Origin of the sequence: Cellvibrio sp. pealriver (assembly GCF_001183545.1) — a bacterium.
In the GTDB taxonomy this organism is placed as follows: domain Bacteria; phylum Pseudomonadota; class Gammaproteobacteria; order Pseudomonadales; family Cellvibrionaceae; genus Cellvibrio.
Window position 1 is genome coordinate 261,301 of record NZ_KQ236688.1, and the last position, 16,658, is coordinate 277,958.

The 16,658-nt window shown below is 47.7% G+C and carries 14 protein-coding genes; 8 read left to right on the forward strand and 6 right to left on the reverse strand.

Translation table 11 applies throughout. From position 1 onward, the window contains the following. Positions 1-26: 26 nt before the first annotated feature. Together VC28_RS01120 and VC28_RS01125 are read left to right on the forward strand one after the other, a co-directional pair. On the forward strand, positions 27-947 hold the full coding sequence (locus tag VC28_RS01120) for a polysaccharide deacetylase family protein (protein WP_049629047.1): 921 nt from the start codon (positions 27-29) through the stop codon (positions 945-947). 37 nt (positions 948-984) lie between these two features. After that, positions 985-1,851: an alpha/beta hydrolase gene (locus tag VC28_RS01125; protein ID WP_049629048.1), complete on the forward strand. Its 867-nt coding sequence runs from the start codon at positions 985-987 to the stop codon at positions 1,849-1,851. 36 nt (positions 1,852-1,887) lie between these two features. Here the strand turns inward: VC28_RS01125 and VC28_RS01130 are convergent, their stop codons facing one another. Continuing rightward, positions 1,888-2,616, reverse strand: coding sequence for a TrmH family RNA methyltransferase (locus VC28_RS01130; RefSeq protein ID WP_049629049.1), 729 nt, complete (start codon positions 2,614-2,616; stop codon positions 1,888-1,890). A 5-nt stretch (positions 2,617-2,621) separates the two neighbouring features. After that, on the reverse strand, positions 2,622-4,241 hold the full coding sequence (locus tag VC28_RS01135; RefSeq protein WP_049629050.1) for an NAD(P)/FAD-dependent oxidoreductase: 1,620 nt from the start codon (positions 4,239-4,241) through the stop codon (positions 2,622-2,624). A 211-nt stretch (positions 4,242-4,452) separates the two neighbouring features. Between VC28_RS01135 and VC28_RS01140 the strand changes: the two genes are divergently transcribed. The 4 genes from VC28_RS01140 (at position 4,453) to rlmE (ending at position 8,411) form a co-directional block, all read left to right on the forward strand. Further along, the gene (locus VC28_RS01140; RefSeq protein WP_049629051.1) at positions 4,453-6,954 is read left to right on the forward strand and encodes an esterase-like activity of phytase family protein; all 2,502 of its coding nucleotides are present in this window, start codon (positions 4,453-4,455) and stop codon (positions 6,952-6,954) included. Between the two features lie 96 nt (positions 6,955-7,050). Next, positions 7,051-7,476, forward strand: a complete 426-nt coding sequence (locus VC28_RS01145; RefSeq protein WP_082191354.1) for a putative toxin-antitoxin system toxin component, PIN family — start codon at positions 7,051-7,053, stop codon at positions 7,474-7,476. Continuing rightward, positions 7,473-7,712 carry a toxin-antitoxin system HicB family antitoxin gene (locus VC28_RS01150; protein ID WP_049629053.1) on the forward strand — a complete coding sequence of 80 codons (240 nt, stop codon included), beginning with the start codon at positions 7,473-7,475 and terminating at the stop codon, positions 7,710-7,712. The genes VC28_RS01145 and VC28_RS01150 overlap by 4 nt, the downstream gene beginning before the upstream one ends. A 78-nt stretch (positions 7,713-7,790) precedes the next feature. Next, positions 7,791-8,411 (forward strand): 23S rRNA (uridine(2552)-2'-O)-methyltransferase RlmE, encoded by a 621-nt coding sequence (gene rlmE, locus VC28_RS01155; protein ID WP_049629054.1) that lies wholly within the window; start codon positions 7,791-7,793, stop codon positions 8,409-8,411. 30 nt (positions 8,412-8,441) lie between these two features. On the opposite strand, the gene VC28_RS01160 is transcribed toward rlmE, so the two are convergent. Further along, positions 8,442-9,455 (reverse strand): LacI family DNA-binding transcriptional regulator, encoded by a 1,014-nt coding sequence (locus tag VC28_RS01160; RefSeq protein ID WP_049629055.1) that lies wholly within the window; start codon positions 9,453-9,455, stop codon positions 8,442-8,444. Positions 9,456-9,568: 113 nt separating this feature from the next. Continuing rightward, the gene (locus VC28_RS01165; protein ID WP_049629056.1) at positions 9,569-10,849 is read right to left on the reverse strand and encodes an MFS transporter; all 1,281 of its coding nucleotides are present in this window, start codon (positions 10,847-10,849) and stop codon (positions 9,569-9,571) included. 306 nt (positions 10,850-11,155) lie between these two features. On the opposite strand from VC28_RS01165, the gene VC28_RS01170 reads away from it, so the two are divergent. Beyond that, entirely contained in the window at positions 11,156-13,486 is a 2,331-nt protein-coding gene (locus tag VC28_RS01170) for a TonB-dependent receptor (RefSeq protein WP_049629057.1), read from the forward strand. A 106-nt stretch (positions 13,487-13,592) separates the two neighbouring features. Continuing rightward, entirely contained in the window at positions 13,593-15,212 is a 1,620-nt protein-coding gene (treF, locus tag VC28_RS01175) for an alpha,alpha-trehalase TreF (RefSeq protein ID WP_049629058.1), read from the forward strand. 27 nt (positions 15,213-15,239) lie between these two features. On the opposite strand, the gene VC28_RS01180 is transcribed toward treF, so the two are convergent. Both VC28_RS01180 and VC28_RS01185 read right to left on the reverse strand, forming a co-directional pair. Further along, positions 15,240-15,683, reverse strand: a complete 444-nt coding sequence (locus tag VC28_RS01180) for a ferritin family protein (RefSeq protein ID WP_049629059.1) — start codon at positions 15,681-15,683, stop codon at positions 15,240-15,242. Positions 15,684-15,692: 9 nt separating this feature from the next. Further along, complete coding sequence (locus tag VC28_RS01185) at positions 15,693-16,589, reverse strand: lipid kinase (protein ID WP_049629060.1); 897 nt, start codon at positions 16,587-16,589, stop codon at positions 15,693-15,695. Between the last annotated feature and the right edge of the window lie 69 nt (positions 16,590-16,658).

Genomic DNA, 16,658 nt, shown 5'->3' on the forward strand with positions numbered 1-16,658 from the left:
TAACCACATAATAATCAGGATTCTTTATGGATAAGCGTTTTTTGTCGTTGTGCAGTTTGATATTGATTTGTGTTACCTCAATGTCAAATGGCCGTGAGATTGCATTGACCTTTGATGATGCACCCACACCTGACTCAGTATTAATGACCGGTGCCGAGCGAACCCAAAAAATTACTGCCGCATTGAAAAAAGCCGACGTACCCGATGCATTGATCTTTGTAAAAGCAGGCCACATAGATTCCCAAAATGCAGAGCGGTTAACGCAATATGCGGATGCCGGCTTTCATTTGGCAAACCACAGCTTTTCCCATCAATCTGCAAACCAAATAGGGGTAAACGCCTACGCTGAAGATGTCTACAAAGCGCATTTAGCATTAAAACCCTTTAACAATGTACTGAGCTTTCACCGTTTTCCTTATCTCCATTATGGAAAAGATCTGGCCGATATTAACCAATTACAAGCCTTGCTGACCGAGCTTGGCTATAAAGATGGTTATGTCACTGTCGATAATTTTGATTGGTATATCAGTTCGCTGATCACCAAAGCCGCTGAAGAAAAGAAAACCATTGATTATGAAAAAGCCCGTGATTTCTATGTGAATAGTTTGTATGACTCGATTGAGTTTTATGATGCTATTGCCAAAAAAACATTAAAACGCTCGCCTCGGCATGTGCTTTTATTGCATGAAAATGATGCGGCTGCGTTGTTTGTGGGCGATCTGGTAAATCATTTGCGCAGCAAAGGGTGGAAAATTATTTCCCCCCAGCAAGCCTATAAAGACCCTATCGCAAAAAGCTTTCCGCAAGTTGCTTTGCATAAGCAGGGCAGGGTTGCCGCTATTGCCAGTAGCAAAGGCATTCCCGATGCTGAGCTACGTCATCCATCAGAAAATGAACAATATTTGGAGCAGGCTTTTGCGAAGGCAGGCGTGATTGTTAATCAATAATCAGCAATCAATAATTAATCATAAATAAAGGAATAACATGTTTATCAAAAAAGCTTTTGCGTTGCTGGTGCTAGGTGCTGTTATTTTTATGAATGGCAGTTATGCAAACCAACTTCCTCCATTTGGTTATCCTGCCTATGAAACTATTAATATTCATGCGAACAGCAACAATAAAGATTATGAACTTTATGTACAGCTACCCAAGTCATATCCGGATACAAAAACGGCTTACCCGTTAATCATTGTTAATGATACCAGCTGGGCTTTTCCGATTACTAATGGTGCTATGGCATTAATGGGAGGCGCTGTTGTTAAGGAAGCGATTGTAGTCGGTATTTCCTACTCCAAAGGTGATGATCGTATGCTGAGCCGTACACGCGATTACACACCTACATTTTCACCGACAGATAAAAATGGGAGTTCGAGTCCGGCTCGTAAGGCGTCTGGTCACGCCAAAGAGTATGTCGATTTTATTGAAAGTCAGGTAATCCCTTTATTGCAGAAAAAATATCGCATTGATTCAAACAAAAGAGTGTTTGTTGGGCATTCTTACGGTGGGTTGCTCGGCACTTATATTTTATTTAAAAAGCCGCACTTGTTTACTGATTACATTATTGGTAGCCCATCCCTGTGGTACGACAATCGCGTTATGTTTACGCTTGAACAAGCGTTTGCCAAAAATCATAGCCGTTTGCCTGCGAATGTCGCCATGTTTGTTGGATCATTGGAAAATGATTACTACCCAATGGTGACTGATTTATTAGCGATGGAGAAGCAATTGCGCTCACGCAATTATGAGGGATTTAATTTGCGTGTTGAGGTGTTGCAAGGGGAAAGCCATCACAGTGTTTTTCCCAGTTTGCTCTCCAAGGGATTGATGGCAACCTTGCCCTTGGAAAAATAATATTCCTGATTGCGGCTGCTATTGCAGCTGCCGCAATTATCTTTTTAACTCATACACACACATATTCACCGCTGAAGCTAAATTCAGCGATTCAATCGCCCCGCAGCCTGCAATAGTAAACGCTTGTGCATTCATCGATTGCAGCGCTTCGCGTGGTACACCACGTGCTTCGTTACCGAATACATAACAATCAAACTCTTTGAAACTCTTATCGCTAAGTGCTGATCCGTTCATATCCAAAGTAGCGATGGATTTGAAGCGCTCCGTCAGCAATTCCAATGGCACATCTAATTCAATCGGCACATGAAAAATCGCACCCATGCTGGAGCGCACCACTTTGGGGTTGTAAGGATCAACCGAGCCGGGGCTGAGCAGGCAGCGAAAGTTACCGAACCAGGCGAGGCTGCGCAAAATGGTGCCTAAATTACCGGGGTCTTGTACTTCATAGAGGTAAATGGTTTTTTCGCTGGCCGTTTGAGTGCCTGTGTTATCCAGTAAGGGTGCTACAGCGATAATCCCTTGCGGCGTTTTGGTGTCGGACAACTGCGCCATATGTTTTTCGCTAACCAGATGTTTTTTAAACTGGCTCGGAAAATCCTTGAACTGTTCGGTCACAAATAATTCGCAGTGGTTCAGTGCCGGGTTAATCGCTGCTGCTTTTTCCAACTCCAAAATTAAATGTTCACCCTCCACCAAAAAATAACCGAATTCAGTGCGGTATTTTTTGTGGTGGAGTTTTTTGGCTTCATCCAGTTTTAATGACATGGCGATTAACCTTGCAGATCAGCGAGCATGGCTTTAGCAACGGCTTCAGCGACTTTAATACCATCCACACCTGCCGATAAAATTCCACCGGCATAACCTGCGCCTTCACCGGCAGGATACAAACCGCGGGTATTCAAACTTTGCAGTGATTCGTGATTGCGCGTAATACGCACGGGTGATGAGGTGCGGGTTTCAATACCGGTTAAGACGGCATCATCGCGATCAAAACCGCGAATTTGTTTACCGAATTCTGGCAACGCTTCGCGAATCGCTTCAATCACATAATCGGGCAGGGATGGTGCTAAATCGCCCAGTTTTACACCGGGTTTGTAAGAGGGTTCCACTTCACCAAATTCGCTGGATGGTTTGCCGCGAATAAAATCGCCCACCAATTGCCCCGGTGCGCAGTAATCATGTCCGCCCAATTCAAAGGCGCGCGATTCCAATTTTTCTTGCAGTTCGACACCCGCGAGCGGGCCGCCGGGGAAATCTTTTTCTGGTTCAATTCCCACCACAATACCCGCGTTAGCATTGCGCTCGTTGCGTGAGTACTGGCTCATGCCGTTGGTGACAACGCGATTAGGTTCGGAAGTGGCGGCGACTACGGTGCCGCCGGGGCACATACAAAAACTGTACACCGCGCGGCCATTGTTTGCGTGGTACACCAATTTATAATCCGCCGCACCTAATTCGGGGTGACCAGCGTATTTGCCGAGGCGAGCATGGTCGATCAGTGATTGTGGGTGCTCAATACGGAAGCCCACTGCAAAAGGTTTGGCTTCAATAAATACACCGCGCTCGTGAATTTTGCGGAAGGTGTCGCGTGAGCTATGACCGAGTGCAAGCACTACATAACGGCTGCGCAGTGTTTCGCCACTCGCCAGTACCACACCTTCAATGCGGCCATTTTCAATAATAAAGTCGGTCACTTTACTTTCAAACCGCACTTCACCACCCAGTGCTTTAATTTCTTCGCGCATGGTGGATACCACGCCGGTCAAGCGAAAGGTACCTATGTGCGGTTTGCTCACATACATAATTTCTTCTGGCGCACCGGCGCGCACAAATTCGTGCATGACTTTGCGGCCATAAAATTTCGGATCTTTGATTTGGCTGTAGAGCTTGCCATCAGAAAACAAACCCGCACCACCTTCACCAAATTGCACGTTGGATTCCGGCGTTAATACTTTGTTGCGCCAGAGTGCCCAGGTGTCTTTGGTGCGTTTGCGTACATCTTTACCGCGTTCCAACACAATCGGTTTAAAACCCATTTGCGCAAGAGTCAGTGCGGCGAATAAACCGCAAGGGCCGAAACCAATGACTAGCGGACGCTCGGTTAAATCCGCGGGCGCTTGTGCAACGGGATAATAGTTGGTGTCTGGTGCAGGGCGAATATTTTTATCATCAGCAAAACGGCTGAGAATTTTTTCCTCATTATTTGCTTGCAAGTCGATGATATAAACAAACGTGATTTCGCTGTTTTTTTTGCGCGCATCGTAGCTGCGTTTAAATACGGTGAAATCCAGCAAATCGGTATCTTTGATTTTCAGGCGTTTGACGATGGCAGCACGCAAGGCTTCAGCGGGGTGATCCAACGGTAGTTGGAGTTCGGTAATACGGATCATGATGGCTCCTGGCCGGTAACTTTCCGGCAAAAGGATGAAAGACTGGGAACGCAAGCATTTTACGCGGCTTGGTGCGTGGCTGCCAGATAAACACACGGGTTGATATATATTTTTGTCATCAAAGCTTCATCAATTTGCAATCAATGATTCACATGTAATAACCATTCTTGCGGGCTGATTGTCTTCTTATTCAACTTTAAAGGATCAGTCCATGCAATTTGCAACAAAAATAATCTCGCTGGCCGTTATTGCCAGCTTGCCAGCCTTGATGGTTGGCTGTGGTGGCGATGATGGCAAAAACGGCACCAACGGAACCAATGGTACAAATGGCAGCAATGGTGCTAATGGTAGCAACGGTGCAAAAAGCCTGATTAACCAAACCTTGCTTTTGGCAGGTAACAGCCAGTGTTTTAAAGGCGGCGTGAAAATTGAAAGTGGTGTCGATGCAAACAATGACAATAGTTTGCAGGCGAGTGAAGTAGCGCAAACTACGTATCAGTGCGATAAGACGACCGTTAATACGCAAATGAATTTTAATCGCGCAGCTACTTTTCCTGTGTGTATGCAAATTAATGCAACCTGTAACACCAATGATGAAACCGCTGCAGAAATTGTTGCGGCCAGCACCGATGGCATGACATTGATTTACACCGATGCACTGAAAGAGCAGATCGGTTTTACCGATATTTCCAACCCTGCAGCGCCGAAGGCCAAGGGTGTGTTGGCGATGGGTGGTGAGCCCACGTCGATTGCTGTTAAAGGCGGCTATGCATTAATTGCAGTGGATACTTCTGCTGATTTTATTAATGCCTCTGGCGATTTTGTTGTTGTCGATATTGCAACCCAAACGATTGTGCACAGACGCAGCATTGGCGGGCAGCCGGATTCAGTGGCGATCAGTCCTGATGGAAAATACGCGGCCATTGTGATTGAAAACCAACGCGATGAAGATTTGAATGATGGCCTTCCGCCACAATTGCCAGCAGGAAAACTGGTGGTGGTTGATTTGATGGCGGCTACACCTGCTAACTGGACAGCACGCGATGTTAATTTGACCGGCATTGCGACATTGTATGCAGCAGATCCAGAGCCGGAATTTGTTGATATCAACACCGATAATATTGCTGTGGTAACGCTGCAAGAAAATAACCATATTGCGCTGGTTGATTTGGCCGCGGCCACTGTTACCAATCACTTTACTGCAGGCACTGTGGATCTGGTGAATGTAGACCTTACCGATAATCGCCCTGCGGTGATTAAACCTGTCGAAATAAAAAATGCACAACTGCGCGAGCCCGATGGCGTAACCTGGATTAACAACGATTATTTTGCCACTGCTAACGAAGGTGATTTAAACGGTGGTAGCCGTGGTTTTACCGTGTTTAATAAGCAAGGCCAAGTCGTGTGGGATTCCGGTTCAACGCTGGATGATATGGCAATTCGCTTTGGTCATTATCAGGATCGCCGCTCCGATGCCAAAGGCAATGAGCCGGAAAATATTGAAATGGGCGTGTTCGGTGGTGACCGTTATTTGTTTGTGAATTCCGAGCGCTCCAGCGTGATTTTTGTTTACGATGTTGCCGACCCGACCAAACCGATGTTCAAACAAGTGTTGCCAGCGAGCGCAGCCCCTGAAGGTGGCTTAGCCATTCCATCGCGCAATTTGTATGTGGTTGCATCGGAGAGTGATATTCGCAGCGTTGCAATTCGCGCTGGATTGAATATTTACAACTACAACGTGAAAACGCAGCAATATCCTACCGTTCAATCGGTTAATCGCCCTGATGGCAACCCGATTCCCTGGAGCGCACTGTCTGCACTCGCCAGCGATACCAATAACCCCGATATTCTTTATTCAATTGAAGACAGCTTCTTTGGCCAAAACAGAATTTTCACGTTGGATGTAAGCAGCAATCCCGCACTGATTGTGGGCGAAACCAAAATCATGGACACCAACAATGTGTTTGCCAATTCCGGTGTGAACGCACATTTGGCGAGCGTGACCAATGCTGAATTAGCAGCGATGATCAATGCCGACAAATCCGTGAATATCGATCCGGAAGGTTTGGCAAAAGCGGCTGATGGCGGTTTCTGGATTGCATCTGAAGGTTCAGGTGCTGCTGCAAGCGCGGTCTCGATGAATTTAATTTTTAAAACCGATAACAACGGCGTGATTGAATCCGTGATTCATTTACCTGCAGCTGTTAACGCACTGCAAATCAATAACGGTTTTGAAGGTATTGCGGAATACAACAACAGTTTGTATCTCGCGTTCCAGCGCGCGTGGGCAGGTGAAACTAATGTTCGTATTGGTATTTACGATCTGGCGAGTAAAACCTGGAAATTTGTGTATTACCCATTGGATGCGTACAGCTCGCAATACGCGGGTGGTTGGGTAGGTTTGTCGGAAATTACTTCACTTGGTAATGGTGAATTTATGATTCTGGAACGCGATAACCGCGGTGGCCCGGATGCATCCATCAAGCGTTTGTACAAAATCAATCTGCAAGCGGTAAACGATGGTGATGTGATTACCAAAACCCTGATCAAAGACATCAAGCCCGTGCTGGGTTCAACCACGGGCACCCTGTTGGAAAAAGTGGAAGGCACAGCCGTAACACTGAAAGGTGATGTGTATATCGTTACTGATAATGACGGCGTGAATGATCACAGCGGTGAAACCCAACTGATTAATCTGGGCCGCTTGTTTTAATTAACGCCTCTGCGTTACTTCAAGGGAGCTTCGGCTCCCTTTTTATTGACCGGAAATCGGGTTGCATATGTTTTGGTATTGCCTATAATACCAAAAATGATTCCATCAATTGTTATAGATACCAATGTAGTCGTTGCTGCCCTTAAATCTCGATTGGGCGCATCCTTCAGGTTGCTAATGGCACTGCCATCCGGTGGCTATAACCCCTGTTTATCTGTACCCCTGTTTGTGGAGTATGAGTCGGTATTAAAACGGCCTGACTTGTTACCACATCTATCGACGGATGAGATTGACGCTGTATTGAACTATGTTTTGAGTCGCGCCAGTATCCACGAAGTTTTCTTTCTATGGCGCCCGTTTCTCAAGGACCCAAAAGATGACTTGGTATTGGAAGCTGCAGTAGCGTCGCAGAGCCAATATCTGGTGACGTTTAATGTGCGTGATTTTGCCGATGTTGAAAAACAGTTTGGTATTAAAGTAGTTACCCCTCAAGAATTTTTACGCGAGCAGAGGTTGATATGAGTACGCTAAGTTTACGCTTGCCTGATTCTGTTCACGAGCAAATTAAACAGCTCGCCAAAAAAGATGGCATATCGATTAATCAGTTTGCGGCTTCGGCGATTGCAGAAAAAATGGCAGCCTATCTCACCGAAGAATATTTAAAAAAGCGCGCTGCCAATGGCAATGAGCAAGCATTTTTAAGTGCGATGGACAAAGTGCCTGCAACGGAGCCTGCTGTTGAGGATAAGTTGCCCTAGCGATTGTGTGGATATCTGCATGCGCGGTATGCCACAAAATTTTTTAAACGCCCCACAAAATGATACCTTGGTTTTAATATGGCTAGATCCAAAAGCAGCAACCGTTGGTTGGATGAACACGTCAACGATCCTTATGTTAAAAAAGCGCAGATTGATGGTTATCGCGCGCGCGCGGCCTATAAGCTGATTGAATTGAATGATAAGGACAAGTTAATCCGCCCCGGTATGTTGGTGATGGATTTAGGTTCTGCACCGGGCAGCTGGTCGCAAATTGCCGGGCGGTTGGTGGGTGTGAAGGGCAGGGTAATTGCCTCGGATATTTTGCCGATGGATTCGCTGGAGCATGTGGATTTTATTCAAGGCGATTTCACGGAAGAATCCGTGTTTAACCAGATTATGGAAAAAATTGGTGAGCGCCGCGTTGATGTGGTGATTTCCGATATGGCACCTAATATCAGCGGTGTGGATGCGGTTGATCAGGCATCGTCTATTTATTTGGTTGAGCTAGCACTGGATATGGCGCGCCGTGTACTCAAACCCAAAGGTGATTTTGTTGCGAAAGTATTTCAGGGTGAAGGCAGCGACGATTATATTAAAGAGGTAAAAACCTCGTTTGAAAAAGTGCTTATCCGCAAACCGGATGCTTCACGCCCTCGCTCGCGCGAAGTGTATGTTGTAGGTAAGGGATTCAAGGGCTAACACGCGCACATCAAGCGCTCTGGTTAATACTTAAGAGCTGCGAATAACCAATTCGGTGGCAAGCATTTGTGACGTGACTGCTTCATCGCCGTTAATTTGCTTTAGAATTTTTTCTACCAATAATTTTCCACCCGCGTGAATGTTTTGGCGAATCGTTGTCAGCGGTGGGTTGAAAAACGGGGCGATGGGAATATCGTCGAACCCCACCACCGAGACATCCTGCGGTACGCGATAACCCCGTTGTTGTAATGCATTAATGGCACCCATGGCGATGTTATCGCTTGCGGCAAAAATGCCATCAAAATCCAAATCACCTTGCAGTAATTCAGTGACGTGATTAAATCCGGATTCAATAGAAAACGCTGCTTGTACATGGCGTTCTTGTGTTGCCAGCCCCGCCGTTTTAAGCACATCAAAATAACCTTGAAAACGCTGGTTAATTTCCGGGTGGGCAATATCGCCCAAAAAAACCAAGCGCTTACAGCCGCGCTGCAATAAATGCTGTGCAGCAATTTGGCCGCCCTGATAATTATCGCTGCCTACTACGCAATATTGTGTATCCGGTTTTGCTGCACCCCACACGGCCAGGGCATCACCCATTGCATGCAATTTTTTCAGCGGCGCGTCGTCACGTCCGGTCCCTATCACAATAATGCCATCAGAGCGTTTGGACCCGAGCAAATGAGCGTGCCAGTCGTCGCTGGTAATGGCTGGGCTAGAGAATAATAAGCTGTAGTTGTGTTGATGTAATTCATCGGCAATGGCACCGATCATATCCATCATAAAAGGGTCAGAAAATTTTTGTCCGTCGTGGGTTTGGGCGTTAATCACGACTGAAATGGCATGGCTGCGTTGCAGGCGTAAATTGCGCGCGCCGGTGTTGAGTTTGTAATTCATTTCACGGGCGAGCGCTTGAATTTTTTCGCGCGTTTGCTCGTTGATAATCGGGTTGTTATTCAGCGCGCGCGAGACGGTCGATTCCGCTACACCGGCGCGGCGTGCGATGTCGGCAATGGAGACTGGCGGCAATGGCATTTTGCTCATGAGATAACAACACCCTGATTCTATTGGGTGCATGGTATGTAAGTCATTTGTTTTGCACAACCAAGAATCTTTATACAGCCAAGAGTCTTTTTACAACCTGGAGCCAGCCCACCCTAATTGCTGATGCGTTTCAGATGGAAAATCAGTAGAAAAATACAGGTCATTGGCACCAGCGCCAAATAGAACGCGGTGTGACCATTGAGCTGGTTAAAAACTGTGCCGGTGATAATTGAGCCAGTGGTGCCACCCAGCGCAGAGAAAATAATAATCAAACCGGCCATAGACGACTGCTGATGTTGGGGTAAGGCACTCAGTACCAGCGAGTTGAGCAGCGGGTAGATAGGGGCCATAAACAGACCAATCAGCGGAAATAGGTAGGCGGCCAAAGGCAGGTTAAACCAATGGCTGTCGGCGTTGGTTTCTATATTGTGGGCGAGCGGAAGGGTGAGCAATATCAGACTGGCCATCGCCAAAATACAGCCAGCCAAAAACAGGTGCCAGGGAATAAACCGCAGCAACCAACCCGCGCCCAAACGCCCCAGCGCGAGGCTTAGCGCAAACAAACTGGTAATTTGTACGGCGATGCTGGCAGGTAACTTGAGTACCTGATTGTTGAAGGTGGGTAGCCAGGTGCCTATGCCTTGTTCGATAAGCACGTACAAAAACATCGCGCCCATAAAGCTGTAGACCAGCGGGCGCAATACCAGCTTGAGCATGGCCACGAAATCGTCCAGTGGGCTTGTGGCTGGTGCAGCCGGGCTCAGCCTGTCAGTAGTGAATTCTGTGATGGAGCTGGTCGCGGGCTCACTTGCGGCGCGATCTTCAGCCTTCACTCTGGACATGAGCATCAGGTTAAAAGCACATAGTCCGGCCAGCAGCCAGTACACGTTGAGCCAGGCGTTGCTGGCCGGGTTTTGGTCATCGATAAAGGCACTGAAAATCCAATAACCCGATAACACCCCGCACATGAAAACCCCTTCGATACTGTTGAGCAGGCTGGCGTGATGCTGCTTGCTGTTAGTGAGCAGCCCCACACTGGCGTAAACCGATACCTTAATCAGTGCAAAAGCGGCTCCTACACACAGAAAAAATAGTTTGGTCGCCCAAAAGCTGGCAATCAATGGCATAGCGAGGCAGGCCAAAAAGACCAGCGATACCGCAAGCAGCATGGCGTTGCGATAACCGAGGCGGGGCAGTAGCGAGGCGACAAAAAACGACACTATGGCGATGGGTAAATCCTTGAACCCTTCCAACAGGGCGGCATTTTCTTTGTTTACACCAAAGCTGTTGATGGACTGCAGGATGACGATGCCGACGCTGTTCAGCAGCAGGCCGAACAGGAAGTAGTTGCACATGAGCACCAGAATCATCAGGTGCCGGTTGGTGATTGCCATAACACTGCTCTCGTTATTGTGTTTTTACTGCACCTTGGTTTTGCTTATGCAGGCATTGGTGATGAGCGAGTCTAATCCTGTCATTTTAAATTGGCAATCGTTTGCATTGATTTCGCAATCGTTTGCAAAATAAATTGCAAACGATTGCAATTTATTTTTTGGCGATCTAGTATTGATTGGGCAGGGTGCTTGAAGAGCTTGGAGAGGAATAGCTTGGAGGGAGAATTTCCTGCAGAGAAGGAGTTAATTAATCGATACAGAGCGATGGTAATTCAACAATAACTAGCCCACGACAGGGGAGAGCCCATGAAAATCAATCTACTTACACACGCAATTGCCAATGTTAACCGTCACCGTAAATCCTGCCTGAGTCTTGCGCTGGGCGCGGTGGCACTGGGTTTGGTGCAGGTGCCTGCGATGGCGCAAGACGCTGGCGGCACTGAAACCGTTGAGGAGCTGATCGTTACCGGTACCCCCGGCGGTGCGAGCGTAAAGCGCTTTGATGCCAGCTTTGCTATTTCCACGGTGGACGATGCAGAGATCAAACAAGTGTCGCCAGCCAGTACTGCCGATTTGTTAAAAACCATTCCCGGTGTCTGGGTGGAGAGTTCGGGCGGTGTGTCCGGTGCCAATATTTTTGTACGCGGCCTGCCCAGTGGTGGCGATGCGGATTTTGTGACCGTAGCGATCAATGGTCTGGCGATTTTCCCGGCACCGACCTTGTCGTTTATGGAGAACTCCACGCTGTTTCGCGTCGATGAAACCATTGAGCGCTTGGAGGGTTTGCGCGGCGGTCCCAACCCTGTGTACTCCAACGGGCAGGTCGGTTTGACCACCAACTTTATCTTGAAAGAGGGTGGCGAAGAGACTGAAGGTGCGCTGCGTTACAGCACGTCTGATTACGATTTGCAGCGCATCGATGGCATGGTGAGCGGCAAATTGGCAGAAGATTTTTATTACATGATCGGCGGTTATGTCAGCTCATCGCCCGGTGTGCGCGATGCCGGTTTTAACGCTGAAGAAGGTCATCAGTTCACCGTTAACCTGACCAAAATCCTCGATAACGGCAAAGCCAATCTGTTCCATCGCAGCACTGACGACCACGGCACCTGGTATTTGCCGGTGGCGTTGGATGTTAACGGTGTTGAAACCGGATTGGATGCAGGCTACACCCAGGTCGGCCAACGCAATCGCCATGTGCTTGTGCCCATGTCCGGTGCCGATGGTAATGGCGGTTCGGCGATCAATTGGGAATCTGTCGATATGGGCGAAGGGCGCGGTTGGGATGGTAGCGTGACCGGTGGCTCGTTGGAGTTGAACCTCGCCAACGATTGGACCTTTATTGACCGTTTCAGTTTGACCAAGGGCGATGCAGATACCGTTGGCTTTGTACCTCAAGGTGCAGCAGTGACCTTGGGTAGTTTAAATGGCGGTGTGGCGGGCGAGACAGTAACCGGCGCGCCACTTGCTGCTAACCAACTGGTGCAACAATTTGGCCCATGGGTCGTGAGAAAAGACATCAACGCATTTAACAACGATTTAAGTTTGGGTAAGCGTTGGGACGACTTCAAACTCACCCTCGGCTATTACAGCTCGGCGTGGGATGTCGAAGAGCAATGGTCCATCGGCAATCAAAAATGGTATCAGCTGGCGCATAACGGCGAGCAGGTGAGCGCTGCCAGTATCAACAACGCTTGTCAGGGGGCAGATGTCGCCAGTTGTGGTTGGAAATACGATGTGGATGCACGGGGTGATGCGCGCGAAAATGCATTTTATATCGCGGGTGAAACCTACATTGGCGACGTTACACTCGATGCCGGTGTGCGCCTTGCCAATCGCAAAACCCACTATGCAGTAGATGATGGTGCACTGGATGGCCGCGATGACTTTTTTGTCGATGCCGATGAAAGCAACACCGCCTACACCGCAGCCGCCAACTGGAATTTCCGCGACGACATGGGCGTATTTGTGCGCATCAATGACGGTTTTAAATACCCGGACTTTGATGCTTACCGCGATTTCCGTGGTGATTTCAACAACGGCTCTGATTTGATTATTGATGTGAGTCAGTTGGAGTTGGGCTACAAATTATCGCGCGATAACTACTCGCTCTACGCCACCGGTTTTTCCAACAAAACCAAAGGCCAGCCCTTCTGTGATGTCGGTGGTGCCAGCTGTTCACGCTTGGAAACCAAAGCAATTGGTGTGGAGTTAGACGGTAAATTGTATGTGGGCGATTTCACGCTGGATTTAAATGCCACAGTGCAAGAGCCCGAGATCGACAATGGCCCCTTGGCAGGCAATCAAGTATTGCGTCAGCCAACCCACATGATGCGCTTGACCCCAAGCTACAACATCACCTTGGGCAATAATGTGGAGACATCGCTCTACGCCACTTACAGTGTGATCAGTGATCGCTACGGTGATAACGCTAATACCAATACCTTGGATAGTTACACCAAGTTGGATTTGGGTGTGCAGATGAATATCGACAATGTGAATATCCAATTGGCGGTAGACAATGCAACCGATGAATTGGCATTAACCGAAAGTGACCCCCGCGCAACAGGTGCATCGGCTAATGGCCGCTACATTCTGCCGCGCAATGTGAAGCTGAGCCTGGGTTACAACTTCTAATCCGCGTTATAGCCTTTGGAGCCGGGCCTTAAAGCCGGCTCCTTTTTTAGGGCTAACAGATGTTGGTTTAGTATTCACAGATGCTGGGATTCACAGGGGGCGTGCGATGAAAACAACAATACCGTTGTTGTTACTGATGTTATTTCTTGTTGCCTGCAGCGACAAGAGCACACTGCAATCAGTACCAGATTCTACCCGGGAGATAATGACAACATCTTCCATGCATTTAACTTCAGTCGATGACAACGAAGCCATTATGTTTAAAGAGATTCAGCTATCCAATGTGTTCCCCGATTCCAAAACGTTTGTCGATAGCATTCCAAAACAATCGATGGCGCAGATTGCAGCGCTGTATCAAGCTGAAAAGCTAAAGCCGGATTTTGATCTGGAAACATTTGTTCATGCCAATTTTGATTTGCCCCGCGCTATTGCGGCCGATTTCAAAACAGATCCGAAGCAAACGGTTGAACAACATATTAACCAGTTGTGGGATGTGCTGACGCGCAAGCCGGATGTATCGCCCGATAACACAATCGTCAGCAGTTTAATTCCGCTGCCTAACCCTTATGTGGTTCCCGGTGGCCGGTTTCGCGAAGTGTATTACTGGGACAGTTACTTCACCATGCTTGGTCTGCAGGCATCCGGCCGCTGGGATTTAATTGAAGGCATGGTGAATAATTTTGCCTATTTAATTAATTCCCGTGGGTTTATTCCCAATGGCAACCGCACCTATTACGAAGGCCGTTCGCAGCCACCTTTTTTTGCATTGATGGTGGAATTGTTGGCGCAACATAAAGGCGAAACCATTTATAAGCAGTACTTGCCTTCGCTCGTTAAAGAATATGAATTTTGGATGAGCGGTGCACAGCAGTTAACTGCCGATTCGCCCAGCCACAGGCGCGTGGTGCGCATGGCCGATGGCAGCATCCTTAACCGCTACTGGGACGATATTGCCGCACCGCGTCCCGAATCTTTTAAAGAAGATTATGAGTTGGCTGCTGAGGCGGGCGCGAATAAAGCCAATGTGTATCGCCATGTGCGTGCGGCGGCGGAATCCGGTTGGGATTTCAGTAGCCGCTGGTTCCATAATCCCGATGATATGAAGACCATTTACACCACAGACATTTTGCCAGTGGATTTAAATGCACTGTTGTTTAATCTGGAAAAAACACTCGCACACATTTATGCAACTCTGGGGAACCGCGCCGAAGCCGATAAGTATTCACGGTTGGCAATGCTGCGCCAGAAAGCGCTGATGAATTATTTCTGGAATGAAAAAACAGCATTTTTTCACGACTACAATATTGCCCAACAACAGCAAACTGCGGTGTTTTCACTTGCTGCAACATTTCCATTGTATTTCAAAATGGTGGAGCAATCTGTCGCTGACAAGGTCGCACACAAAGTGATGCAGGATTTTTTGCAAGCAGGCGGCCTTACTACCACGCTGGCATATACCGGCCAGCAGTGGGATGCCCCCAACGGTTGGGCACCATTGCAGTGGATTGCAATTCAGGGCTTGCGCCACTACAACCACAATGCGAATGCCGATGAAATTAAAAAACGCTGGGTTAATTTGAATCGCACTGTCTACCAAAAAACCGGCAAGTTAGTTGAAAAATATAATGTCTACGATACCAGCCTGTTGGGTGGTGGTGGTGAATACGAATTGCAAGATGGATTTGGCTGGACGAATGGTGTGTTACTGCGTCTGCTGAGTGAATAATGTCACGCAGCAGAGCCAGGAGATAAGCTATTGATTAAGCAAAAGCGCCTTGATGGTTTCATCAATATGTTTTGATAAATCGATTAACAAGGCGCGATGCGGCTCAGACAATGCACTTTCCAATTCCCTCGCATGATCTACCAGTGATTGCAGATGTTCCTCCGCTTTTATGCGCTGCGACATAATATAGTCTTCGTCATTTTCCGAAAGCGATGCACCCAAATGCTCGATGAGTATTTCACTCGTTTCTTTGTCTGGGTCGGGTGCTGAAGGAAGATCGCCCAGTTCGCGGATGGCGGCAGCCAATTGCTCACTTAAGTCGGTGCGTTGGTTGGTGATGCTGCGAAACAAGGTGATTTTATCTTCATCGTCAATCAACCCGCAGGCCGCTTCATAATGGTCGATGCTTGCGCGACAAGCGACTAACAATTCATTAAGTGCAACTTCTGTGTCTGACAGAATATAAAACATAGTTTGCTCCTATAATGGCCTAACCACTTCCAATGCCTGTGGAATGACGCTAAATACGGCAGGTGTTTTAGCGATGAGCTCTCCGTCGGCAATAATATCTTTGGGTTTGCGGGTGGTTATTTCAATGTGTTGCCCTGAAGCGGTAAATGTTTCTTGCATGTAATGGTGTTTTCCGTAGCGCAGAAAAAACGCATAGCTCAGCAACTTCCATAAAGTAGAGGGAGGAAGGCTGTAAAGGCAGAGAGTGCCGTCATCGATCTCTGATTTTTCATCCACGACATTACCACCCCCATAATAACGTCCATTGCCAACTGCGATTTGGATCGAGTGTAAGTAGTGCGCTTTTCCATCCACGTTAAGGGTGACGCGAAATGGACGGCTTTTTTTAAACGCCGCAAAGGCTGCCTTCAGATAGCTGAATACTCCCCAGGTTTTTTTCACTTGCGGTGTTAATTCGCTTGTCACTTTAACGCCCAGGCCGATATGCGCAACATTAAAAAAATAGCGGTTGTTAATCACACCCAGGTTAATTCTGCCCCTGTGGTTATTGACGATAACCTGAAACGCACCCGACAAATGTGCGGGAATATTTAACGAGCGGGCAAGATCATTAGCAGTGCCCAGTGGCAGTATGGCAAAGGGGAGTTGATGCTTATATAAACTGGCTGCAGCGCTGCTGATAGTGCCATCACCGCCACCCAGAATAACCAATTGGATCTGCTGCGCATGCGCTTCAATGTGTTGGGCGGTCTGTTGTGCACTGGATGTTTTTTTCTCGATAACCCGTATCCCATTATTGGCCAGTAGTGCCAAACCTTCTGCGATATCGGCAGTATCGCCGCTGCGGCTATTGGAATTTACAATCAACAATGCTGTTGTGTGATGTGGTGTTACGGTTGAATCCACAGCGAAATATCCTTGTATGAATCAATATCGTAGAGGCTGGACAGTTTTGACATAACAACCTGTCATCTG

What these genes read in the sequence shown, in the direction of transcription:
- VC28_RS01180 (WP_049629059.1), bottom strand. Translation starts at nt 15,683, where the DNA reads ATGTTTTATATTCTGTCAGACACAGAAGTTGCACTTAATGAATTGTTA.
- VC28_RS01120 (WP_049629047.1), top strand. Translation starts at nt 27, where the DNA reads ATGGATAAGCGTTTTTTGTCGTTGTGCAGTTTGATATTGATTTGTGTT.
- VC28_RS01165 (WP_049629056.1), bottom strand. Translation starts at nt 10,849, where the DNA reads ATGGCAATCACCAACCGGCACCTGATGATTCTGGTGCTCATGTGCAAC.
- treF (WP_049629058.1), top strand. Translation starts at nt 13,593, where the DNA reads ATGAAAACAACAATACCGTTGTTGTTACTGATGTTATTTCTTGTTGCC.
- VC28_RS01135 (WP_049629050.1), bottom strand. Translation starts at nt 4,241, where the DNA reads ATGATCCGTATTACCGAACTCCAACTACCGTTGGATCACCCCGCTGAA.
- VC28_RS01125 (WP_049629048.1), top strand. Translation starts at nt 985, where the DNA reads ATGTTTATCAAAAAAGCTTTTGCGTTGCTGGTGCTAGGTGCTGTTATT.
- VC28_RS01150 (WP_049629053.1), top strand. Translation starts at nt 7,473, where the DNA reads ATGAGTACGCTAAGTTTACGCTTGCCTGATTCTGTTCACGAGCAAATT.
- VC28_RS01140 (WP_049629051.1), top strand. Translation starts at nt 4,453, where the DNA reads ATGCAATTTGCAACAAAAATAATCTCGCTGGCCGTTATTGCCAGCTTG.
- VC28_RS01170 (WP_049629057.1), top strand. Translation starts at nt 11,156, where the DNA reads ATGAAAATCAATCTACTTACACACGCAATTGCCAATGTTAACCGTCAC.
- VC28_RS01160 (WP_049629055.1), bottom strand. Translation starts at nt 9,455, where the DNA reads ATGAGCAAAATGCCATTGCCGCCAGTCTCCATTGCCGACATCGCACGC.
- VC28_RS01145 (WP_082191354.1), top strand. Translation starts at nt 7,051, where the DNA reads ATGATTCCATCAATTGTTATAGATACCAATGTAGTCGTTGCTGCCCTT.
- rlmE (WP_049629054.1), top strand. Translation starts at nt 7,791, where the DNA reads ATGGCTAGATCCAAAAGCAGCAACCGTTGGTTGGATGAACACGTCAAC.
- VC28_RS01130 (WP_049629049.1), bottom strand. Translation starts at nt 2,616, where the DNA reads ATGTCATTAAAACTGGATGAAGCCAAAAAACTCCACCACAAAAAATAC.